Here is a 23,554-nt window from a genome sequence, read left to right as displayed (position 1 = left end):
AAATACCTCCATCATTTGAATTGTTTTATTTATGTTAATTCGTGATTATCTTTCTTCAATTGGTTCATAAGTTCTATTAGTTTGACCAATATATTGTGCTCTTGGACGCATAATTCTATTATCTCTATATTGTTCAAGAATATGTGCAATCCAACCTGAAGTTCTACTAACTGCAAAAATAGGTGTGAATAAATCATGTTCAATATTCATACTGTGATATACAGTTGCACTATAGAAATCCACATTAGCAATAAGGCCTTTTTCTTCTTTCATTTTATCAGCTATTTTTACAGATATATCAAATAACTGGCTTTGGCCTGTTTCGGATGTAATCTTTCTACTCATCTCTTTTAAGAATTTCGCTCTTGGATCACCATTTTTATATACACGGTGACCGAATCCCATTATTTTCTCTTTATTTTTAATTTTATTATCAATGTATTCATCTACATCATCAATAGACTTAACTTCTGATAACATACTCATTACACGCTCATTTGCCCCACCGTGTAATGGACCTTTTAAAGAACCGACGGCTGCTACAATACCTGAATACATGTCTGATAATGAAGACACTGCACATCTTGCAGTAAAGGTAGAAGCATTCAACTCATGATCTGCATGTAATACCAACGCTTTATTAAATGCTTCAACTTCGATATCTGTTGGTAATTCACCACGTAACATATATAAGAAATTACCAGCATAATTTAAATCACTGCTAGGTTTAACAGGTTCTTTGCCTTCTCTAACTCTAGCATATGCTGTAACAAGTGAAGCGATTTTAGCTTGAATGCGTACTGCACGTTCCATCGTTTGATCTTCACTTTCATCCTCAGCATGTTCATCAAAGTGCGCAACGTAAGACACTGATGTTCTTAATGCTGTCATTGGATGTACATTACTAGTAGCGTACTCTTTAAAATGATTATATACTCTAGGATTTAATGTCATATAGTTAAAGAGTTTTTCTTTAAATGATTGTAATTCTTCTTTATTAGGTAATCGGTAATGCCATAATAAAAAGACTACTTCTTCAAATTCAGCATTTTCGGCTAAATCATCAATTTCATAGCCAGCATATGTAAGTTGACTATCAATGATAGAGCTCACTTTAGTTTCTGCTGCAATTACCCCTTCTAAACCTTTTTGTAACTCTGCCATATATATTCCCCTTTTCTATTTCATAATGAAACGGCTTTCATAAACTATTATAGCCAATATTTACGTTTTTGTGAATATTTCAGTTTAAATTCCTAGTTAATCATTAAGAAATGATGATTTGTTTATATGCCCATAAACACGCCATAATTAATGAACGTTGTTATATCATCATTCTAATATGTAATTACCCTTTCTTCAATTTATCAAAGTTTTTAATTGGTTATCATGATTAATAACAAATTATTAATATAATATTACACTGACTTTTTTAAGATACAACTATAAAAAAGTGTTGTTTTATTTTAAATTGCGTATCATAATAATAAATAACTTAATAAAGGAGTTAAAACTTATGGCAAAACAACAGTTACAAAGAGAACTCAGCAATAGGCATATACAGTTAATTGCAATTGGAGGTGCAATCGGCACAGGGCTTTTCTTAGGAGCAGGTCAAACCATAGCATTAACTGGTCCTTCGATTTTACTTACATATATCATTATAGGATTTATGTTATTTATGTTTATGCGAGGCTTAGGTGAAATTCTTGTAACAAATACGAATTTTAAATCTTTTGCTGATGTAACAAATCAATACATAGGTTCATTTGCTGGATTTGTTACCGGATGGACATATTGGTTGTGTTGGATTATTACAGGTATGGCAGAGGTTACAGCTGTTGCTAAATACGTTAGTTTCTGGTTCCCACATATACCCAATTGGATAAGTGCTCTATTTTGTGTATTAATTTTAATGTCACTCAATTTATTAAGCGCTAAACTTTTTGGAGAACTAGAGTTTTGGTTTTCCATCATCAAAGTAGTTACAATCTTAGCACTTATTGTCGTTGGCATTGTAATGATTGTCATGGCATACGATACACAATTTGGACACACCTCGTTAACTAATTTATATCAACATGGTATTTTCCCAAAAGGGATTAGTGGATTTTTAATGTCATTTCAAATGGCACTCTTTTCCTTTGTAGGGATTGAATTGATTGGCGTGACGGCTGGCGAAACAAAAGATCCAACTAAAACGATTCCAAAAGCAATCAACAGCGTTCCGATTAGAATTTTAGTATTTTATGTTGGTGCATTGACTGTAATTATGTCAATCATCCCTTGGAACAATATTAATCCAGAAGAAAGTCCCTTTGTGAGATTATTTGCTTTAATTGGTATTCCATTTGCAGCAGGCATCATCAACTTTGTAGTATTAACAGCTGCTGCTTCTTCTTGTAATAGTGGTATATTTTCAAACAGCCGTATGTTATTTGGGCTTTCAAATCAAAAACAAGCACCCCCTATTTTTGAAAAAACAAACAAAAATGGTGTGCCTCACATAGCAATCTTAGTCTCATGTGCTCTATTGTTAATTTCAGCCTTATTGAACTATATTATTCCAAACGCAACTTTAGTATTCACATATATTACAACTGTTTCAACTGTACTATTTTTAGTCGTTTGGGCTTTAATTATTGTTGCTTACATTAATTATCATCGCCAAAACCCAGAAATGCACAAAAATGCTACATATAAATTATTTGGTGGTAAATATATTGGGTATATCATTTTGATTTTCTTCTTTTTAGTATTTTGCTTACTTTTCGTAAATGTAGAAACAAGAAGAGCAGTCTATTTAACACCTATTTGGTTTATCATCTTGAGTCTTATGTATCTAAGATATAAAAAATTCGCTACTTCAGATATGAAGTAATCCTATCAACAACTATTGTTGAATGCTTCAACACATCAATAATCTAATACAATAGCCTAAGACATAAAATGGTCTTGTGCTATTTCTGTATAAAAAAGAGAATTGATGCTACATCGTTATGTGTAGTGTTTAACAATAGTATTTGAGTATCTCAATACACGGTGTATATATCATATCGAATTCATTTAAACAGATAACTTTTGACATGCTTAACATGTGTTTTATATCAATCAAATAAGCGCAATCTGTTAATGTTTTTATGGTATGATGTATTACTTTAAGTGACGATTATAAATCGAGTAACGATGTTAAAGTTTTATATCTAGAAAAAATGCACTTCCATTTATAAATGGAAGTGCATTTTTAATTTGTATTATCACTTATGTTGCTTATATTATGAGTAAGGATTTAGCATATGATAACTATGATTAAAGTACGTTCGCATATCCTTCAAATACTTTTCCTTGATTTGCATCTACCGTAATCAAGATATCATTTTGTATCTCTTTAGTCGCATTTTCAACACCTACAATTGTTGGAATGCCTTTTTCTAGACCTATAATTGCGCTCGGAGAAGTGATGCCGCTCTCTTCAGCAATTAAGCCACTGGCTTTTTCAATGTAAGGGACAAGCGTTTCATCTACAGAAGTTGTGACAATGACCGTTTCACTTAAATCTTTGCCTTCAAGTTCACTCGCATCATTCACTACTAAAGTATTTCCAACAACTGAATTTCTACCGATACCTTGACCTTTAGCTAATTCGTCACCTACTAGATGTAATTTCATCATATTTGTTGTCCCTTTTTCTCCTGTAGGTACACCTGCTGTAATAATGATTAAATCACCATTTTGAACTTTTTCAGTTTCGACCGCTGTAGCAACTGCTGTGTTCAACATAGCATCTGTTGTTTTACGTCCTTCTTTAACGACAGGGTGAATACCCCAAACCAATGCACATTGACGCGCAGTTTCAGCATGTGGTGTAACCGCAATAATATCTGATTTAGGACGATATTTAGAAATCGTTCTAGCAGTAGAACCACTTTCAGTTGCTGCTACAATCGCTTTGACATTTAAATTTAATGCTGTATGCGCTACTGAAACACCAATTGCATTAACTAATGAAGTTTGCACTAATTTAGTTCGATCGGATAATAATCGTTTATAATCTTGTGCAGCTTCAGCTGAAATTGCAATATTACGCATTGTTTTGACTGCTTCTTCTGGGTATAATCCAGCAGCTGTTTCGCCTGATAGCATAACTGCATCTGTACCATCATAAATGGCATTCGCAACGTCACTTGCTTCAGCACGTGTCGCACGAGGATTACGTTGCATTGAGTCTAACATTTGCGTCGCTGTGATAACAGGCTTACCTAATTTATTACATTGTCTGATTAAGTCTTTTTGCACCATTGGTACGGATTCAGGTGGTATTTCAACACCCATATCACCACGAGCAACCATTAAACCATCTGAAACTTCAAGTATTTCTTTAATATTGTCAATACCTTCTTGGTTTTCGATTTTAGGTATAATGCTAATGTTTGTGTTTTTACCATCTTCAAGTAATTTACGAATGTCTAGTACATCACTCGGACGACGCACAAAACTTGCAGCGATAAAGTCAATATTTTCACTTATACCGAATTTAATATCTTCAGCATCTTTATCAGTGATACCTGGTAAACTTACTTTAACACCTGGTAAGTTTACGCCTTTTTTATTTTTTAATTCTCCAGTGTTTAAAACATCACATACAACTTCACCGTTTGCTTTATCTATTTGTTTTACTTGTAATTCAATAAGGCCATCATCTAATAAAATATATGAGCCTTCTTGAACATCATTTATTAGATTATCGTACGTTACTGAGAATTTTTCAGGTGTACCTTCAACTTCAGTCATACTTACGATGACTTCCGTACCTTTTTCAAGTTCAATAGCACCATCTTTCATGTTGTGAGTACGGATTTCAGGACCTTTAGTATCCAATAATATTGCAACTGTTTTACCTAATCTTTGAGATACTTCACGAATTCTATCAATTCTAGCTTTATGTTCTGCATGATCACCATGTGAGAAATTTAATCTCGCAACATTCATTCCAGCTTTAATTAATTTCTCAAGCATTTCTTCAGACTCAGATGCAGGTCCAATTGTACAAACAATTTTAGTTTTTCTCATTATTAATGCCTCCCAGTATTTTATATCGATAATTCATTTGCTAAAGCAAATGTTTCAAAATCAAACTTGTGTTCATTTGACCTAAATATTTCTTCAAATGAAGTGTCTGTTAATTCATTGTTGCGAATACCAACGCCGATTGCTGTTTTTCCTTCTAGTAATAAGTCTACAGCATGTCCACCTAATCGTGAAGCAAGCATTCTATCTGCGCCACTTGGACTGCCGCCACGTTGGATATGACCAAGCACAGATACACGTGCATCAACATTAATATACTTTGTCAGTTCTTTTGCACAATCTTCTCCAGACATACAACCTTCTGCAACCATAACAATGGAATGTTTTTTCCCACGTCTTATTCCGTTGTCAATTTTTTCAGCTACATCTTTAATATCTGTTTCCACTTCTGGGACAATGATTGTTTCAGCTCCTACTGAAAGTCCAGCCCATAGTGCTAAATCTCCACAATCACGACCCATAACTTCTATGATGAATGTTCTTGCATGACTTGAAGCCGTATCGCGAATTTTATCAACACAATCTATAATGGTATTTAATGCAGTATCAAATCCAATTGTAAAGTCTGAACCGTTGATATCATTATCTATCGTACCTGGTACACCTATCGTTTGAATTTCTTTACATTCTTCGCTAATGCGTTGCGCACCTCTATAGCTACCATCTCCGCCTATTACTACTAGGCCTTCAATACCTCTTTTGCGCAAGTTCTCTATTGCTTTTTGTCGAACTTCTGCTTCTTTAAATTCAGGACACCTTGCTGAATACAGAAAAGTTCCGCCACGTTGGATTGTATCTCCAACAGAACCGAGCTCCAACTTCTCGATATCATCGTTTAATAATCCTTGATAGCCTTGGTAAACACCGTAAACTTCAATATTATTATAAATCGCTTTTCTAACAACAGCTCTAATAGCCGCGTTCATGCCTGGTGAATCTCCACCGCTAGTCAACACTGCAATTTTTTTCATGACGACATACCTTTCTAACATGTATTTCTTATTCTAAAAATACCATAAAATTATAGAAGGTGCCATTAAAATAGGGCATTGTAACTCATGTAAACGTTTTTAATTATTGTAAAAAAACATTTTACAATACGAAAGCGTTTCCTTATATTTTATATTTTCAAAACAATGATACTTTATCATACCTTTAACTTTACTTTATTAAACAGATATCTCAAATTCCCACTTTTGACTTACTTTACTCAATAAAAAAAGAGCACTAATATGAAATCAGGGGGCTGTATACCTGATTGCAATTTAATGCTCTTTTAAAACCTTAGACTTTAAAATCCACATGGTTAGTATGAATACTATAAAAAATGGCTTTGCAGAAGTATATTATTTCGTGTCTTTTTAATTATTCATTAAAAGAGCCGATATTTCTAAATTTGTCATAGCGATCATCTATGATTTGTTGTTCATTAAACGCACTTAATTCATTCAAATGTTTTAAAAATGCACTTTTTATATTTTGAGCTTGCTTTTCAATATCATGATGAGCGCCACCAAGTGGTTCTTTTAAAACTTCATCGGCAATTTTCAATTCATATAAATCTTCTGCAGTAATCTTCATTGTTTCCGCAGCTATTTGTGCTAAATTACTATCTTTCCATAATAATGCAGATGCACCCTCTGGTGAAATTACAGAATATGTGCTGTTTTCCAGCATTAATAAACGATTCGAAATGCCAAGACCTAAAGCGCCACCGCTTCCACCTTCACCAATTACAACCGCAATGACTGGCACTTTAAGTGCTGCCATTTCGATAAGGTTTTTAGCAATAGATTCACTTTGACCACGTTCTTCTGCTGCTTTCCCTGGATAAGCTCCTTTTGTATCGATAAATGTAAAAATAGGTCTATTAAATTTTTCAGCTTGCTTCATTAAGCGTAAGGCTTTTCTATATCCTTCAGGATGCGCCATACCAAAGTTACGATAAATATTATCTTTGGTATCTTTCCCACGTTGTTGACCAACAACTGTAACTGCTTGGCCATTTAAATAGCCAATACCGCCAATCATAGCTGGATCATCTCGGAAATTACGATCACCATGTAACTCAATAAAGGAATCAAAAATATGAGGTATATAATCTAGAGATGTAGGTCTTTCTTGTAAGCGCGCTAATTGTACTCGATCCCATGGCTTTAAATGAGTATATACCTTTTGTGTTTCACGCTCTAATGAAGCCTCAAGCATATCAATTTCTTCCTGTAAGTCCACGTCATTTTTTTCTTGTGATTCTTTTAACGATTCAATTTTGTTTTTTATTTCAAAAAGTGGCTTTTCAAAGTCAAGCATTCGTTTTCACCTCTTGGTGCATTTTTAAAATATTAGATAGTGTTACTTTCATTTCTTTTCTATGTACAACTTTATCTAATTGTCCATGCTCTAATAAAAATTCAGCAGTTTGGAAGTCGTCAGGTAGCTTTTCATTAATCGTTTGTTCAATCACTCGTCTACCAGCAAAACCAATAAGTGCTTTAGGTTCACTTAAATTAATATCACCAACTGAAGCAAAGCTTGCCGATACACCACCTGTTGTTGGGTTTGTAATATACGAAATATATAGCAATCCATGATCCATATGTCTTTTTAAAGTGACACTGGTTTTACCCATTTGCATTAAAGATATGATACCTTCTTGCATTCTAGCGCCACCACTAGCAGAAAATAGGATGAACGGTAAACGATGCTCAGTACAATATTCTATAATTCTACATATCTTTTCACCAACCACTGAGCCCATGCTACCCATTCTAAATCTAGCATCCATCACAGCTACGCCAAATTCAATACCTTCTAAATGTGCTGTACCAGTAACAACAGCTTCATTTAACTCTGTTTTTTGTTGATCTTTTTGAATTTTTTCTTCATAACTTGGAAAATCCAATGGATTCGCAGAGGTCATTCCTTTATCAAATTCTGTGAATGTACCTTCATCAGAAATGGCTTCAATTCTTTTATACGCTGTTAAAGCGATGTGATGATCACAATTGAAACATACATTTAAATTTTCAGCTAATTCTTTAGTATACATGATCTTCTTACATTTCGGGCATTTTGTCATAATTCCTGCTGGAACATCACTTTGTTTTGAATCGGAAACAGTCACATACTTTTTCTTTTTACTACTTCTATTGAAAAAATCTTTAAACATTTTAAACCTCCACTTAACCATTACTGTCTTCCCAATATTATAAACACAATATTTTGAGATCAGTATTCATGAATATTATTTATCTAAATCTGTTAATTTCATTGTTTTATTATAAATTTCTTCTGGGTCCATATCTGTTCTTGCTACCCCTGTTTCCATTGCTGCTTTTGCAACTTCTCTAGCAACAGAAGGTGCCACACGTTTATCAAATGGACCAGGAATACAGTAATCTGGATTTAATTCTTCTGGTTTAATTAAATTTGCAATTGCTTCTACTGCAGCTTGTTTCATCTCTTCATTTATATGCGTAGCTTCTACATCTAATGCACCTCTAAAAATACCAGGAAATGCAAGGACATTATTGATTTGATTTGGATAATCCGAACGACCAGTTCCAATTACTTTAGCACCTGCTTCTTTTGCTACATCAGGATTGATTTCAGGATTCGGATTTGCCATAGCAAATATAATTGGATCTTTAGCCATTGATTCAACCATTTCTTTTGTTAACAAATCGGCTACAGAAACGCCAATAAATACGTCAGCATCTTTTATGACATCACTTAACGAGCCTTCTACTTTATCTCTGTTTGTCCATTTAGCTACAAATGCTTTTGTATCATTCATACCATAAGAACGACCTTCGTAAATAGCACCTTTGGAATCACACATAATCATATCTCTAACACCATATGAATAAAGCAATTGAACAATTGCCATACCTGCTGCACCTGCTCCGTTAAGTACCACTTTTATATCAGATAATTCTTTATCTATAATGCGCAGTGCATTAATCATACCTGCAACTGTTACAATTGCAGTACCATGTTGGTCATCATGAAAAACAGGTATTTTTGTTTCTTTTTTTAAACGCGCTTCAATTTCAAAACAACGTGGTGCAGAAATATCTTCAAGATTAATGCCACCATAGTTTGGTTCTAATAATTTTACCGTATTTACAATTTCATCTGTATCCGTAGTATTTAGTGCAATCGGCACACCATCAATGCCTGAAAAACTTTTAAACAAAACTGCTTTCCCTTCCATTACTGGAATACTAGCTTCTGCACCAATGTTGCCCAATCCAAGTACAGCTGTACCATCTGTAACAACCGCGACTGTATTTGCTTTCATTGTATATTCAAATACTTTTCTAGGGTCTTCATGTATTTCTTTACATGGTTCAGCTACACCGGGTGAATATGCCAAACTTAGCTCTTCTTTATTGGTCACTTGAACTTTTGGTGTAACTTCTAATTTACCTTGATTAATTCTATGCATTTCTAGTGCGTCGTCTCTTAATGTCATGTAAACCTACCCCTTACATTCAATAATTTTAATCAGTCATATATATTTTTATTACAATCTAACAAAAATTACAAATGTTATCGTTAGCATTAAATCATAAGCACATGTTGTATGATAACTTTTGTAATAAAAACATATATTTTACATGTAGTATTTAAACTATCATTTAATATAAACTGATGGTAAGTATCAACTTAACCATCAGTTTACTATATCATAGTTTATAGACTTGATAAAGTTAAATTATCCTTATATCCCATGGTGAAAACTTGGCTATCAGCGTTTCAATTTTTTCTTTTTTACGTGTTATAAAACCTATAATTTTAAATTGATTTTGGTTTTCTTGAAAATATTTCACTGGGATGTCATCTGCCGTTGCTTGTAAATTTAACTGCTTTTTTATTTCTGATAAATCTTCTATATTTCTAATGATGATTTGTTTTGCATTTGCTAGTTTATTACTTTCAAACGACGCAACACTTTCTATTTGGTTAATAATAAGTTGTTTTTTATTATTTCTATATTCAAATTTACCTTTCACAATAAGTGTATCTGTCTTGTTTAAGTATATTTCGAATTTTTTATATGCGTCTGGGAACACTACCCCATCTAAATTATTAAGTCCATCATTTAACGTAATAAATGCCATATTTTGTCCGTTTTTAGTACGAATACGTTTTAACTGGTCGATTTGAATAAAGATAGGTTGATTATCTCTAGCATTATTAAGCTTATAAATACCAAGATATTGTTTTTCTTCAAACGCCTTCTCTACAGGATGTGTCGAGACATAAAACCCTAAATATTCTTTTTCATAATCACTTAGTACTTGATCTGGTAATTCTTCTTTGTCTTCATAAGATGTTTTTGGGGTCAATACATCAAAAATAAAATCATCTTGTTCCACATTGGATACGTCATCTAACACTTGATCAATCGCATGCAATAACGTCGCTCTATTTTTACCAAATGTATCAAAAGCCCCGACTAATATTAATGCTTCAAGTAATTTTCTACTCTTTATTCTTTTAGGTATACGACGTGTAAAATCAAAGAAATCTTTATATATACCATTACTTTTTCTTTCATCAACAATAAGTTTAACACTCTGATAGCCGATGCCTTTAATTGCGCCTAAAGATAGATAGATACCTTTGTTGCTTGCTTTATAAAACCAATGACTTTCATTAATATTGGGTGCCAATATATTTAATTGCTGATGTTTCGCTTCATCGATCATTTGTGCTGTCTTCTTTTCACTACCAATTGAATTACTTAGGATATTGGCATAAAAATAATTAGCATAATGTACTTTTAAATAACTCATAATATAAGCTATTTTGGAGTAACTCACCGCATGTGCACGTGCGAAGCCATAATCTGCAAATTTTAAAATCAGATCAAAAATTTGTTTGCTTAATCGTTCATCATACCCGTTACTTAAAGCACCTTCCACAAAGTGTTGTCGCTCACTCTCTAATACTGCACGATTCTTTTTACTCATTGCACGTCTTAATATATCTGCTTCACCATAACTAAAATTAGCAAACTTACTCGCAATTTGCATAATTTGTTCCTGATAGATAATAACACCATACGTTGTTTTTAATATAGGCTCTATGTCTTTATGCAAATATTGTACTTTTTCAGGGAAGTGTCTCCTAGTAATATACGTTGGTATTTCTTCCATAGGTCCAGGTCTATACAAAGAAGTTACAGCTACAATATCTTCAAATTGTTCTGGTTGTAATTTTTTCAATACATTTCTTATACCATCAGATTCTAATTGGAATACACCTGTTGTATCACCATGTGAGAGTAACTGAAATACTTTCGAATCATTAAAAGGAATGGCTTCAATATCTATATCAATGTTCATATCTCTTTTTACTTGCTTAACGATTTGATGAATAATAGATAAATTTCGTAAACCTAGAAAATCAATTTTCAACAGACCAATACGTTCCGCTTCGGTCATAGTCCACTGTGTCAGTATGCCAGTATCACCTAAAGTTAATGGTGTATACTCATATAAAGGGTGGTCGTTTATAATGATCCCTGCTGCATGTGTTGACGTATGTCGTGGTAGACCTTCTAATTTTTTACAAATTTCAAACCAGCGTTCATGCCGATGATTTCTATGCACAAATTGTTTAAATTCCTTTTTCTCATATGCCTCATCTAATGTAATGCCTAATTTATGAGGGATTAAAGATGAAATTTCATTTAATGTTATTTCATCAAAACCCATAATCCGACCGACGTCTCTTGAAACTGCCCTTGCTAATAAATGACCAAATGTCACTATACCAGAAACATGATTATTGCCATATTTTTCCTGTACATATTTAATCACTTTTTCTCTATGTGTATCTTCAAAATCAATATCAATATCTGGCATAGTAACACGCTCAGGATTTAAAAAACGCTCAAATAACAAGTTATATTTAATGGGATCAATCGTCGTAATATCTAATAGGTAACTAACTAAAGAACCAGCAGATGAACCACGACCTGGACCAACTAATACATCATGCGTTTTAGCAAAATGTATTAAATCACTTACAATTAAAAAATAGTCTTCAAAACCCATGCGTGTAATAATTTCATATTCATGATTAAGCCTGTTGTCGTATCTTTGTAATGATGCTTGGGATAGATTTAACTGTTTCAAATTTTGTTGAAGCATCTCATAAAGATAATCTTTAGACGGCTGATTATTTGGTGTTTTAAATTTAGGTAATAATGATTGATGATATTGTAGTTCGGCATTACAAATGGATGCGATGTAATTTGTATTTTGCCAAATACGCTCACTAACATGGAATGTATCTAGATCAGCTCTACTAAACATATGTGCGTTGTAATCATGCACTTCTTTAACTAAATCTAATTTCTCATTATTTTTTATAGCAGCTAATGCCGTTAAAGTATCCGCATCTTCTTCATTTAAATAGTTTGTACTTTGTGCCCACACGGCCGGAAAATCTAAACCTTGTTGGCTACTATGATTTACAAATATATCTTCATTACCAATAAAATTTTGTAATATGCTTTGGTGTGCTTCATTTACATCTTTAAATATGACAATCAAATGATCAATATATTTATTAAGCCACTCTAAGGGCGTTTCAGACTTTTCTTTCATTTTTATTGCAGACGATAATTTAAATAAATCTTTTAGACCTTGATTATTTTTAGCAAGGACAATGGTTTCAACTGAAGCTAAACCATCTGTGAGATAAATCGTCATACCAAATATTGGATGAATATTTGCTGCTATGCACGCGTCGTAGAATTGGGGATAACCATATAAAACATTTGTATCTGTAATTGCTAATGATGTGTAACCTTCTTTCGTTGCTTTCGCAATGACATCTTTAATTTTAATACTTGAATTCAATAAGTCATACGATGTATGAACGTTTAAATGCGCAACCATCAGCAAATACCTCCCAAATCTTACAATTTATTATTTAATGCTTGTGCTAATTCTTCAAATTGTTGCCAATCTGCAACGGAAACACCAGATGCATTCGGATGGCCTCCACCACCAAATGCATTAGCAATATCATTAATGACGATACCTTTAGAACGAATGCGACATCTAATTTCAGTTCCTTCATCTACCGCAAAAACCCATATTTTCAATCCTTGAATATCAGCAATCGCATTGACAAATAGCGAAGCTTCATTCGCTACAATATCAAATTTTTCTAGTACATCTTTTGTGATTTTCACCTTACAAAAACCTTTATCATTTAAATCAAAATTTTGTAAAACATAGCCTTGAAATGGCAATAATTTAGGATCTTTTTCACCCAATTTATTCAATTCTTGTTGATGATTAAATGAATATTTTAATAATTGGCTTGCGACTTCCATCGTATGTGGTGTTGTATTATTAAATAAAAAACGCCCAGTATCTCCAACAATACCTAAATACAATACTCTTGCTACAGAATCATCAATCAGAGATTGATCGTTAAAATGACTTATGAAATCAAAAATAATCTCACTCGTTGATGATGCTTCATCATTGACATAATTTATATCTCCATATTGGTCAACTGCTGGGTGATGATCAATTTTAACAAGACGTTTGCCAGTATTGAATCTATGGTCACTGATTCTCGGTGCATTAGCAGTGTCGCATACGATAACCAATGCTTCGTTATATTGGTCATCACTAATATCATCAAAAGTACCGATAAAATCAAGCGACGGTTCTCCTTCTCCAACTGCAAAAATATTCTTTTCTGGAAATTTAAGTTTTAAGTAATTTTTCAAGCCGAGTTGCGATCCATAAGCATCCGGGTCTGGTCTCACATGTCTATGTATAATTACTGTTTGAACCGCTTTTATTTCATCCATAATTTGATTAAATTCCATCGTCATTTTATATCTTCCTTTTTATAATTTATATATACTCTTTAATCTATCATCTGACAAATGATCATTGCTTTTGCAACATGTTTACCATCACTTGTCATCGTTACCTCTAATTTAGCAAAATTTCTACCTACATCTAACATATCATAATGTACATTAATTTCAGATTCAATTTGCACAGTCTTAATGTAAATGATATTTAAACTTTCTATCATTACTTCAAGTTTCTTTAATTTCCGCATTTCATAACGAACGGTTTCTTCAATAATTGCTACAAAAACCGCTTTACTCAATGTGCCAAATTGATTTGTAAGTAAAGGCGAAGTTTGTACTTGAATATCATCATTTGCAATTGTAATATGTTTAGCTACTTGATCATTAATGGTTTCACCTACTTGTGGCTGACGACTCAGCAATTGCATTGCTGTTAATACATCTTTTCTGGTAATTACACCTATTAATTTTTTGCTTGGTGAAATCACTGGTAATAATTCAATACCTTCCCAAATCATCATGTGTGCACAATTTGCAACAGTAGTTGAAAGTTGTACATTGAGTGGAGACTTCGTCATAAAATGTGCTAAAGTATCATTGTCATCCATTTTAATTATTTCTTTACTTGTGATAATACCAACTAAACGCCAATGTTCATCAATAACCGGGAATCTGGAATGTCCTGTGCGTTTTGCTTTTTCTTTGTAATCGTGCAAGGTCATATTATCAAAAACCACAGTATCTTCATTCACTGATTTAACTATGTCTTCAACGACCAATATTTCTTTCCGAATCATTTGATTATACATCGCTCTATTAATAATATTTGCAACTAAATATGTATCATAATTAGATGACAGTATCGGTAAATCATGTTCATCGGCATATTTGATTATCTCATTAGACGTTCTGAAACCACCAGTAATCAATACTGCGCTTCCTCTTTTCAATGCGGCCAATTGGACATCTTTACGATTTCCTACAATCAATAATGTGTGAGGACTTAAATACTTTACCACATCTTCAATTTCCATTGCGCCAATTGCAAATTTTGATAATGTCTTAATAAGGCCATTTCTTCCTCCTAATACTTGTCCATCAATTATTTTTACAATTTCTCCAAATGTAAGTTGTTCAATTTGTTCACGTGATTTCTTTTCTATTCGGACAGTACCAACTCTATCTATTGTTGCTACTAAACCAATTCTACCGGCATCTTTAATCGCACGATACGCTGTCCCCTCAGAGACATTTAAATCTTTCGCTATTTTTCTAACAGAAATCTTTTGTCCTACTGCTAAAGATTCGATATAAGATAAAATTTGCTCATGCTTTGTCATTTTAATAACCTCATTTTTGACATTTTCTATGATATTATAACTTTTTATAGCTAAAATTGCGATTTAATCACTTAAAAAATATATTTTAACTATAATTATGACATATATTCAGTAATATATTAATATTTATAAAACTTTTTACTCTGTTACTATGAAAATATATAATTTTTAATTTGATTTGTGATAAACTCTAATTAGAATAGAATTAAGGAGGGATGGAATAATGTTTAAAAATATTTTACTCGGTGTTGATACCACACTTAAAAATGAAAAAGCACTAGAAGAAGTTTCAAAATTAGCTGGTGAAGGTACTGTTGTAACAATTCTTAACGCAATCAGTGAACAAGATGCACAAGCATCGATTAAATCTGGTGTTCATTTAGATAAACTTGTTGAAAAACGTAGTAAAGGTTTAGAAAATACACGAAATACGCTCGATGAATATGGCATTAAATATGATGAAATCATTGTTCGTGGTAATGCTAAAGAACAATTGGTAAAAGAGGCAAATAGTGGTAAATATGAAATTGTTGTACTTAGTAACCGTCGTGCTGAAGCCAAGAAAAAATTCGTGCTAGGTAGTGTGAGTCATAAAGTTGCTAAAAGAGCAAGCATCCCTGTGCTTATTGTAAAATAGCATAACACTTAATATGACTCTAATAGTCACCTCATTGCATCAAACGATCCAATTCTATAAAACCAAAGAAAACGCCAATTCCTCTAAAATCCTAGTAGAAATTGGCGTTTTTGTTTTATCCAAGATTTTTTATGTCACAATCACTTTAAAGTTGGACTGCATCACCTGGATTTAATATCTGTACTTCACCTTCTGAAACAGCTGACTTGAAATCTTCTGGATTTTGTTTAATCAAGTCAAATGTATTGTAGTGAATTGGTACTGTAATTTTAGGTTTAATGAACTGATTAATTGCAAAACTAGCATCATCAATGCCCATTGTGAAATTATCACCAATTGGAATAAAACAAATGTCAACTGGATGACGTTCAGCAATTAATTTCATGTCACCAAATAATCCTGTATCACCAGTATGATAAATCGTCTTGCCTTCTATTTCTAAAATTAGCCCCATCGGCATACCTAAATATACGGGAATACCATTGTCATCAGTCAAGCTAGAACTGTGAAACGCTTGTACAAACTTAACCGTTCCAAAATCAAATTCTGCTTTACCACCAATATTCATAGGTCTAACATTTTCAACATTTTTAGTAGTCGTTAAATAATCACCTAATTCAGCTGAACCAATAACTGTTGCATGGTTTCTATTTGCTAATTCAACTGTATCACCAAAATGATCGCCATGACCATGTGTTAAAATTATATAATCTACTTCTAAAGTTTCAGCATCTAAATCAGATAAATCGTTTCCCGTAATAAATGGATCAACAATTACTTTTTTGCCATTTGCTTCAAAATAAATCGTTGATTGTCCATGAAAAGATAATTTCATATCGATAATTCCTCCCATAAAACTATTTATTTTATATATACCACAATGATTAATAGTTATAACACACTTTACCAAAATACGTGTTTATGAACGATAAATTTTTTTATAATTTTAGCAATATACTTTATTTCAACATATTATTTTTGAATTCCTTACACAACTAACATAAAATTAATATAATCATATATTTAGGAGGCAGTAAAATGAAGTTACAACAAGTTATAGAATCATTAAAGTCACAACAAGCTGATGCAGCATGGATTACTACCCCATTAAACATCTTTTATTTCACCGGCTATTTAAGTGATCCTCACGAACGGTTACTAGCTCTTTTAATCAAAGCGAATGGTGATCAAGTTTTATTTTGCCCACAACTTGAAGTTGAAGAAGTTAAAGCTTCACCTTTTGAGGGAGAGGTCATTGGTTACCTTGATACAGAAAATGCATTAGATAAATATCCACATACTTTCAATAAAATGTTAGTAGAAGCGGCTCATTTAACTGTACAGCGTCAACGTGAATTAATCGAAGCTTTCAAAGTACAATCGTTCGGTGACATAGATCAAACGATAAAGTCACTACGTAATGTTAAAAGTGAATCTGAAATCGCTAAAATTCGGAAAGCTTGTGAACTAGCAGATAAATGTATAGAAATTGGAGCAGATTTCTTAAAAGAAGGTGTGACAGAACGACAAGTTGTTAATCACATTGAATATGAAATCAAAGCTTATGGCGTAAATGAAATGAGCTTTGATACAATGGTCCTTTTCGGTGATCACGCAGCATCACCACACGGTATACCTGGCGACCGTCAATTACAAAATAATGAATTTGTGTTATTTGATTTAGGCGTCATTTACGAAAATTATTGTAGTGATATGACCAGAACAATTAAATTTGGAAAGCCTAGTTCAGAAGCTCAAAACATTTACGATACCGTATTAAAAGCTGAACAAGCGGCGATTGCTGCAATTAAACCTGGTGTACAAATCAAAGATGTAGACGCTATTGCTCGAGATATTATCACAGATGCTGGTTATGGAGACTACTTCCCTCATCGATTAGGACATGGCCTAGGATTAGAAGAGCATGAATACCAAGATGTTTCTAGTACAAATACAAATGAATTCGTACCGGGTATGGTTGTAACAGTCGAACCTGGCATCTATGTTCCAGGAGTAGCTGGTGTGCGTATAGAAGATGATATTCTTGTTACTGAAAATGGAAACGAAAGCTTAACAGGTTACGAAAAATGATCAAAGAGGCCGTAGTCGAAACAATCCAACAAGTTGAATACGCAATTGAAAATGGTGCAGATCGTATTGAATTATGTGATAACTTACATGTCGGAGGTACCACACCTAGTATTGGAATGATTGAAATTGCTACTGAAATTTGTAAAGCAAATCACGTAGAAATTGCTATCATGATACGCCCTCGCGGAGGCAACTTTGTATATAGCTTATACGACTTTGAAATTATGCAACGAGATATTAAAGCTATTAAATCATATGATATTGACTACTTTGTTTTCGGTTGTTTAACAGAAGATAATACACTGAACGAATGGCAAATGAAAACTTTAAAACAACTCGCATCACCAATACCTGTTGTTTGTCATATGGCTTTCGACGAAATTCATTTAGAAGGACAGGTAAAAGCATTACACAAATTAATTGAACTAGGTTTTACCAGGTTACTGACACATGGTGGTCCAGCAGAAACTGATATTTTTGATAATTTAAATCAACTTGGTAAATTGGTCGTGAATTCTGGTGGAAATATTGAAATCATGCCTGGTGGTGGTTTAACAAAATCTAATGTTCAAGCGCTCGTTGCTGCATTTCCTTTTCAAGAAGTACACGGTACAAAAATTGTATAGCAGTATCAAATAATCTTATATGACATTCAAATGCTTAACTGCAACACAAATTTCATCATATTGTTGACCATTCAGTTTATAATGCTATGAAATTAAACGATTGTTGTGTTCGTGTCACAATATTTAGATTATATTTTACAATTATCATTATTTAAACACATTAAATTTCATAAATTATTTTAAAATCCAAATTAAAAACTGGTAACCTCTACTTTATAGAAGAGATTACCAGTTTTTGTTTGTTATTTTTTATTATTTAAGAGAACTTTCAACATTAGAATAAGGTAAATTCAAAGCTTCACCTACACCTTTATTTGTTAATACACCATTAATTGTATTTAAACCAAATGATAGAGGTTCGTTATCTTGTAATGCTTTTAAGTAACCTTTTCCCGCAATTTGTAATGCATATGGTAACGTTGCATTATTCAATGCAATGGTAGAAGTACGTGGTACTGCACCAGGCATATTAGCCACAGCATAATGTACAACACCATGTTTTTTATACGTTGGATCATCATGCGTTGAAATACGATCAGTTGTCTCGAAAATACCACCTTGGTCTATAGCAATATCCACGATTACCGAACCGTCTTTCATGGATTTTACCATGTCTTCAGTAACTAGATTTGGCGCTTTGGCACCTGGAATTAATACCGCACCGATAACTAAGTCGCTGTTTTTAACACATTGTTCAATATTTAATGGGTTAGACATAATTGTGTGCACACGACCATCAAATAAATCTTCAAGCTCTTGTAAACGCTTAGGATTAACATCCAAAATTGTTACATCGGCACCTAATCCTAATGCTATTTTAGCAGCATTTGTGCCAGCTTGACCTCCACCGATAATCGTTACGCGGCCTTTAGAGACGCCAGGCACACCGCCAAGTAAAATGCCCATGCCACCTTTATATTTTTGTAAAAATTCTGCCCCAATTTGAGCAGACATACGCCCTGCTACTTCACTCATTGGCGTTAATAGTGGTAATGATTTATCTGGCAATTGAACCGTTTCATAAGCAATACCTATTACTTTATTATCTAATAAAGCTTGTGTGAGTTTCTTTTCATTTGCTAAATGTAAATAAGTAAATAGTATGAGTCCTTCCTTAAAGTATTGGAACTCTTCTTCTAATGGCTCTTTGACTTTCATAACCATATCCACGTTCCATACTTCAGCTGGTCCATCACCAATTTTCGCCCCAGCCGTAACATAATCATCATCTTCAAAATATGAACCTAAACCAGCAGATTTTTCAACAATGACTGAGTGACCTTGTTCTACTAATGCATGTACACCACTTGGTGATAAACTCACCCTATTTTCATTGTTTTTAATCTCCTTCGGAATACCTATTCTCATTTTATCCACCTCCAAATTTATAGTAACGCGTATTATATGAAAGCGCAATCATAGTTTAGGGTATTTTTACAACATGTATTAAGGGGAATTATGTTAATATTCTGTAAATAGTGGTATAATATAAGCAAGAAGATGAAGGAGGTAATTGTGATGCTAACGTATAAAAATATTTTAATCGCTGTCGATGGATCACATGAAGCTGAATGGGCATTTAATAAAGCTGTAGAAGTAGCAAAACGTAATGACTCTAAACTAACAATCGTCAATGTTATTGATTCAAGAACTTACTCTTCTTATGAAGTTTATGATGCTCAATTTACTGAAAAATCAAAAAATTTCTCAGAAGATTTGTTAAAAGGTTATAAAGAAGTAGCAACAAATGCTGGTGTAACCGCGGTTGAAACAAGACTAGAATTTGGTTCACCTAAAGCAATCATACCTAAAAAGTTAGCAGCTGATGTAGAAGCAGATTTAATTATGTGTGGTACGTCAGGATTAAATGCAGTTGAAAGATTTATCGTAGGTTCTGTGTCTGAGGCAATTGTACGACACTCTCCGTGTGACGTGTTGGTGGTACGCACAGAAGAACTTCCAGAAGACTTCCAACCACAAGTAGCTACAGATGAATTTAGATCTAAGTATCAAGCACACTAACTTTAATATTCGACCTATTTAATAAAAGCATACAGATTTAAAAGAAGAGAGATAGTTTGCACGATATATAGTGTTAAACTATCTCTTTTTATTAATTTTCTTAACATCTATAATTTACTTGTTATCCAATTGTTATATTAAATTCAAATGCGCTTCATATCAGGTAAGTAAAATAAAATTAAGACATACCCCTAAAGGAGTCAATGATATGAAACAATTTAAGAGACTGATGATACTTAGTTTTGCCATTAATGCTTTTTTGATTTCTGCACCAACACATACATACGCATCTTCAACTGATGATATAAAAAGTGAAAAAACAGCTACTCGATTAAATTATATAGATACGGAAACAATTCCTTATAATAAATCATTTAATGATACAAAAGTAGGCGGTCTTTCTGGCATTTCCTATGATGCCAAATCCAAAAAATGGCTTATGATTAGCGATGACCGTTCAGAAGAAAATCCAGCCAGATTTTATGAAGCTCAAATTCATTATAATAAACACAAATTTAATAAAGTAAAATTCACTCGAATGCACTATTTAACACAAGCTAATGGAACAAAATACCCAAATAAAGCATCGTATAATCCCCATTCACAAGATGTTGTAGTTGACCCAGAATCAATTAGAATTGACCCTCTCAATCGTAACCATATACTTTATACAAGTGAAGGTGATCGAAATCTCGGTTTCAATCCCTTCATAAGAATAGCTACTAGAACTGGAACATTGATCAATGATTTGCAAATCAATAACCCTATCAAAAAGGATGATCAAAATAAATATGGATTTAGAAATAATCAGGCGCTAGAGGGGAGTACGTTTTCTGAAAATGGTAAGTATATCTGGACTTCTATGGAAGCACCTTTACTTCAAGATGATCAATTACCAACCACTGAATCAGGCGCCCTAACACGCTTAACAAAATATAATCGTCAAGGAGATGTTATAACAGAAAAAGCTTATTCTCTAGATCCAATTCCTAAAAAACCTGGAAAAAATAAAGATGCTGAAAATGGAATTGCTGAAATTTTAACCTTGAATCAAAAACAATTACTTGTACTTGAGCGTGCCACTGTTCAAGATAAAAATAGTAATTTCAAAAATTATATTCGCGTCTATAAAGTCGATATAGCCAGTGGAACAGATATTAAAAATATTAAATCTCTCCAAAAATCTCACGTCGCACCGGTAAAAAAACAACTGATCGCAAATCTTAATGAGCAAGACATTGGGCATATCGACAATATAGAAGGAATGTCATTTGGCCCGAAATTACCTAATGGTAACGATAGCTTGGTCTTTATTTCAGATAATAACTTCAATCAAAAACAACAAACGAACCTAACTGCATTCGAAATAAAACCTTAAAAATACAACAATCAGCTTATGTTTTTCAATTCAAGTATATTTTTTTAAAACTTAATAACTAGTTAAAACATTAATAATAAAACAAAAGAAAACGTCAATTTCTATAAGCTTGCAATAGAAATTGACGTTTATTTATAAATCAAAATGCTTATATTCAAGATTTTGTTTTGAAACTTTTTAAGATTTTGAACTGAATCAAGTCTCTATACTTTGAAATTAAACAATCTCTAGTTTTGTTTCAAACTTATTCTAGATTACCAAATTTAACTACATCGCGTGCAATCATGACTTCTTCGTTTGTAGGAATAACAATGACTTTTACTGGTGAGTGAGGATAGTTAATGAAACCTTCTTCTCCATGAATCGCTTCATTTTTCTTAGCATCCCAATAAACTCCCATAAATTCTAAACCTTCTAAAACTTTTGCTCTAACAGGATCAGAGTTCTCGCCTACACCTGCAGTAAAGATGATTACATCTACGCCGTGCATACGTGTCGCATAAGAACCAATATATTTGTGAATTCTTGATGCAAAGACATCTAATGCTAATTGAGCACGTTCTTTACCTGCTTTAGCTTCATCAATAATGTCTCTTAAATCACTTGAAGTACCAGAAATACCTAATAAACCTGATTCTTTATTTAATGTATTCAAAACTTCTTCTGCATTTTTTCCTGTTTTTTCCATAATAAATGGAATTAATGCAGGGTCAATATTTCCTGAACGCGTACCCATAGTAACACCAGCAAGTGGTGTGAATCCCATTGAAGTATCAACAGATTCTCCGCCATCTATTGCAGCAATTGATGCACCATTACCGATGTGACATGAAATCATGCGTAATTCTTCAATCGGTTTGCCCAAAATCTCAGCTGCGCGTTGAGATACATATTTATGACTTGTTCCGTGGAATCCATATTTACGAATACCATAATCTTCGTAATATTGGTATGGTAAGCTGTATAAATAAGATTTTTCTGGCATAGTTTGATGGAACGAAGTATCAAAAATAGCTACATGTGGAATTTCTGGTAACAATTTACGGAAAGCACGAATACCCATTAAGTTTGCAGGGTTGTGTAAAGGTGCTAATTCACTTAATGACTCAATTTGTTCTTCAACTTCATCCGTAACATATACTGAATTTGGGAATAATTCACCACCATGAACGACACGATGACCTGTTCCATCAATGTCATAAATGCTATCAATCACACCATGTTTTTTGAAACTTTCTAACATGATATTAACCGCTTGTTCATGGTCTGCAATATCTAAAGTTTCCTTGTGTTTTTCTCCACCCACTTCAATGGTAAATACAGAATCTTTTAATCCAATACGTTCAATTAGTCCTTTAGTAACAATTTTTTCTTCCGGCATTTCAATAAGTTGAAATTTCAATGATGAACTACCAGCGTTAATAGCCAAAATTAATTTTGACATAGCATAATGCCTCCAATTTAAATTAAATTATTTTATATCCATATCTATTTAATCATTAATACAGT

Annotated in this window: 17 protein-coding genes and 2 pseudogenes; 6 read left to right on the top strand and 13 right to left on the bottom strand. The window is 33.0% G+C overall.

Annotation, left to right across the window (positions count from 1 at the left end):
* Positions 1-45: 45 nt before the first annotated feature.
* Complete coding sequence (locus KA833_RS08180; protein WP_210128444.1) at positions 46-1,164, bottom strand: citrate synthase; 1,119 nt, start codon at positions 1,162-1,164, stop codon at positions 46-48.
* 352 nt (positions 1,165-1,516) lie between these two features.
* Between KA833_RS08180 and KA833_RS08175 the strand changes: the two genes are divergently transcribed.
* The gene (locus KA833_RS08175) at positions 1,517-2,881 is read left to right on the top strand and encodes an amino acid permease (protein WP_070039334.1); all 1,365 of its coding nucleotides are present in this window, start codon (positions 1,517-1,519) and stop codon (positions 2,879-2,881) included.
* A 428-nt stretch (positions 2,882-3,309) separates the two neighbouring features.
* Here the strand turns inward: KA833_RS08175 and pyk are convergent, their stop codons facing one another.
* From pyk to KA833_RS08135, 9 genes and pseudogenes are all read right to left on the bottom strand, one after another.
* Positions 3,310-5,070: a pyruvate kinase gene (gene pyk / locus KA833_RS08170; protein WP_046206872.1), complete on the bottom strand. Its 1,761-nt coding sequence runs from the start codon at positions 5,068-5,070 to the stop codon at positions 3,310-3,312.
* 20 nt (positions 5,071-5,090) lie between these two features.
* Positions 5,091-6,059, bottom strand: coding sequence for a 6-phosphofructokinase (pfkA, locus tag KA833_RS08165; RefSeq protein WP_046206871.1), 969 nt, complete (start codon positions 6,057-6,059; stop codon positions 5,091-5,093).
* A 394-nt stretch (positions 6,060-6,453) separates the two neighbouring features.
* Entirely contained in the window at positions 6,454-7,398 is a 945-nt protein-coding gene (locus KA833_RS08160; protein ID WP_046206870.1) for an acetyl-CoA carboxylase carboxyltransferase subunit alpha, read from the bottom strand.
* Positions 7,391-8,257: an acetyl-CoA carboxylase, carboxyltransferase subunit beta gene (accD, locus tag KA833_RS08155; protein ID WP_046206869.1), complete on the bottom strand. Its 867-nt coding sequence runs from the start codon at positions 8,255-8,257 to the stop codon at positions 7,391-7,393. Before accD ends, KA833_RS08160 begins: the two co-directional genes overlap by 8 nt.
* A 75-nt stretch (positions 8,258-8,332) precedes the next feature.
* Complete coding sequence (gene ystJ / locus KA833_RS08150; RefSeq protein ID WP_064208848.1) at positions 8,333-9,565, bottom strand: NADP-dependent malic enzyme; 1,233 nt, start codon at positions 9,563-9,565, stop codon at positions 8,333-8,335.
* 409 nt (positions 9,566-9,974) lie between these two features.
* Positions 9,975-12,524: pseudogene (locus KA833_RS08145) on the bottom strand (DNA polymerase III subunit alpha); the annotation flags it as partial.
* Between the two features lie 113 nt (positions 12,525-12,637).
* Positions 12,638-13,007 (bottom strand): annotated as a pseudogene (locus tag KA833_RS14095) (PHP domain-containing protein); the annotation flags it as partial.
* 20 nt (positions 13,008-13,027) lie between these two features.
* Positions 13,028-13,963 carry a DHH family phosphoesterase gene (locus KA833_RS08140; protein ID WP_046206866.1) on the bottom strand — a complete coding sequence of 312 codons (936 nt, stop codon included), beginning with the start codon at positions 13,961-13,963 and terminating at the stop codon, positions 13,028-13,030.
* A gap of 35 nt (positions 13,964-13,998) precedes the next feature.
* Positions 13,999-15,291, bottom strand: a complete 1,293-nt coding sequence (locus tag KA833_RS08135; protein ID WP_046206865.1) for a DRTGG domain-containing protein — start codon at positions 15,289-15,291, stop codon at positions 13,999-14,001.
* A gap of 223 nt (positions 15,292-15,514) precedes the next feature.
* Here KA833_RS08135 and KA833_RS08130 point away from each other — a divergent pair, with 223 nt between their 5' ends.
* Positions 15,515-15,928 (top strand): universal stress protein, encoded by a 414-nt coding sequence (locus KA833_RS08130; protein WP_046206864.1) that lies wholly within the window; start codon positions 15,515-15,517, stop codon positions 15,926-15,928.
* Positions 15,929-16,073: 145 nt separating this feature from the next.
* Here the strand turns inward: KA833_RS08130 and KA833_RS08125 are convergent, their stop codons facing one another.
* The gene (locus KA833_RS08125) at positions 16,074-16,763 is read right to left on the bottom strand and encodes a metal-dependent hydrolase (RefSeq protein WP_046206863.1); all 690 of its coding nucleotides are present in this window, start codon (positions 16,761-16,763) and stop codon (positions 16,074-16,076) included.
* A gap of 203 nt (positions 16,764-16,966) precedes the next feature.
* Between KA833_RS08125 and KA833_RS08120 the strand changes: the two genes are divergently transcribed.
* Entirely contained in the window at positions 16,967-18,019 is a 1,053-nt protein-coding gene (locus KA833_RS08120; RefSeq protein ID WP_046206862.1) for a M24 family metallopeptidase, read from the top strand.
* Positions 18,016-18,645 (top strand): copper homeostasis protein CutC, encoded by a 630-nt coding sequence (locus KA833_RS08115; RefSeq protein WP_046206861.1) that lies wholly within the window; start codon positions 18,016-18,018, stop codon positions 18,643-18,645. The genes KA833_RS08120 and KA833_RS08115 overlap by 4 nt, the downstream gene beginning before the upstream one ends.
* Positions 18,646-18,897: 252 nt before the next feature.
* Here KA833_RS08115 and ald read toward each other — a convergent pair whose 3' ends face one another.
* On the bottom strand, positions 18,898-20,013 hold the full coding sequence (gene ald / locus KA833_RS08110) for an alanine dehydrogenase (RefSeq protein WP_046206860.1): 1,116 nt from the start codon (positions 20,011-20,013) through the stop codon (positions 18,898-18,900).
* A 150-nt stretch (positions 20,014-20,163) separates the two neighbouring features.
* Between ald and KA833_RS08105 the strand changes: the two genes are divergently transcribed.
* Both KA833_RS08105 and KA833_RS08100 read left to right on the top strand, forming a co-directional pair.
* On the top strand, positions 20,164-20,667 hold the full coding sequence (locus KA833_RS08105; RefSeq protein ID WP_046206859.1) for a universal stress protein: 504 nt from the start codon (positions 20,164-20,166) through the stop codon (positions 20,665-20,667).
* 208 nt (positions 20,668-20,875) lie between these two features.
* Complete coding sequence (locus tag KA833_RS08100; protein ID WP_145381227.1) at positions 20,876-22,045, top strand: esterase-like activity of phytase family protein; 1,170 nt, start codon at positions 20,876-20,878, stop codon at positions 22,043-22,045.
* 244 nt (positions 22,046-22,289) lie between these two features.
* Here KA833_RS08100 and KA833_RS08095 read toward each other — a convergent pair whose 3' ends face one another.
* The gene (locus KA833_RS08095) at positions 22,290-23,489 is read right to left on the bottom strand and encodes an acetate kinase (protein WP_046206857.1); all 1,200 of its coding nucleotides are present in this window, start codon (positions 23,487-23,489) and stop codon (positions 22,290-22,292) included.
* Positions 23,490-23,554: the final 65 nt, after the last annotated feature.

The sequence above is a fragment of the Staphylococcus sp. GDY8P67P genome, from assembly GCF_017892545.1.
Taxonomy (GTDB): Bacteria; Bacillota; Bacilli; order Staphylococcales; family Staphylococcaceae; genus Staphylococcus; species Staphylococcus ureilyticus.
Note: the sequence above shows the minus strand (reverse complement) of the source record. Positions and strands in the feature narration are given on the sequence as shown.

Coding starts and splice junctions, on each gene's coding strand:
- KA833_RS08100 (WP_145381227.1), top strand. CDS start 20,876: ATGAAACAATTTAAGAGACTGATGATACTTAGTTTTGCCATTAATGCT.
- KA833_RS08135 (WP_046206865.1), bottom strand. CDS start 15,291: ATGACAAAGCATGAGCAAATTTTATCTTATATCGAATCTTTAGCAGTA.
- ystJ (WP_064208848.1), bottom strand. CDS start 9,565: ATGACATTAAGAGACGACGCACTAGAAATGCATAGAATTAATCAAGGT.
- KA833_RS08160 (WP_046206870.1), bottom strand. CDS start 7,398: ATGCTTGACTTTGAAAAGCCACTTTTTGAAATAAAAAACAAAATTGAA.
- pyk (WP_046206872.1), bottom strand. CDS start 5,070: ATGAGAAAAACTAAAATTGTTTGTACAATTGGACCTGCATCTGAGTCT.
- KA833_RS08115 (WP_046206861.1), top strand. CDS start 18,016: ATGATCAAAGAGGCCGTAGTCGAAACAATCCAACAAGTTGAATACGCA.
- KA833_RS08120 (WP_046206862.1), top strand. CDS start 16,967: ATGAAGTTACAACAAGTTATAGAATCATTAAAGTCACAACAAGCTGAT.
- accD (WP_046206869.1), bottom strand. CDS start 8,257: ATGTTTAAAGATTTTTTCAATAGAAGTAGTAAAAAGAAAAAGTATGTG.
- KA833_RS08095 (WP_046206857.1), bottom strand. CDS start 23,489: ATGTCAAAATTAATTTTGGCTATTAACGCTGGTAGTTCATCATTGAAA.
- KA833_RS08105 (WP_046206859.1), top strand. CDS start 20,164: ATGCTAACGTATAAAAATATTTTAATCGCTGTCGATGGATCACATGAA.
- KA833_RS08130 (WP_046206864.1), top strand. CDS start 15,515: ATGTTTAAAAATATTTTACTCGGTGTTGATACCACACTTAAAAATGAA.
- ald (WP_046206860.1), bottom strand. CDS start 20,013: ATGAGAATAGGTATTCCGAAGGAGATTAAAAACAATGAAAATAGGGTG.
- KA833_RS08140 (WP_046206866.1), bottom strand. CDS start 13,963: ATGACGATGGAATTTAATCAAATTATGGATGAAATAAAAGCGGTTCAA.
- pfkA (WP_046206871.1), bottom strand. CDS start 6,059: ATGAAAAAAATTGCAGTGTTGACTAGCGGTGGAGATTCACCAGGCATG.
- KA833_RS08125 (WP_046206863.1), bottom strand. CDS start 16,763: ATGAAATTATCTTTTCATGGACAATCAACGATTTATTTTGAAGCAAAT.
- KA833_RS08175 (WP_070039334.1), top strand. CDS start 1,517: ATGGCAAAACAACAGTTACAAAGAGAACTCAGCAATAGGCATATACAG.
- KA833_RS08180 (WP_210128444.1), bottom strand. CDS start 1,164: ATGGCAGAGTTACAAAAAGGTTTAGAAGGGGTAATTGCAGCAGAAACT.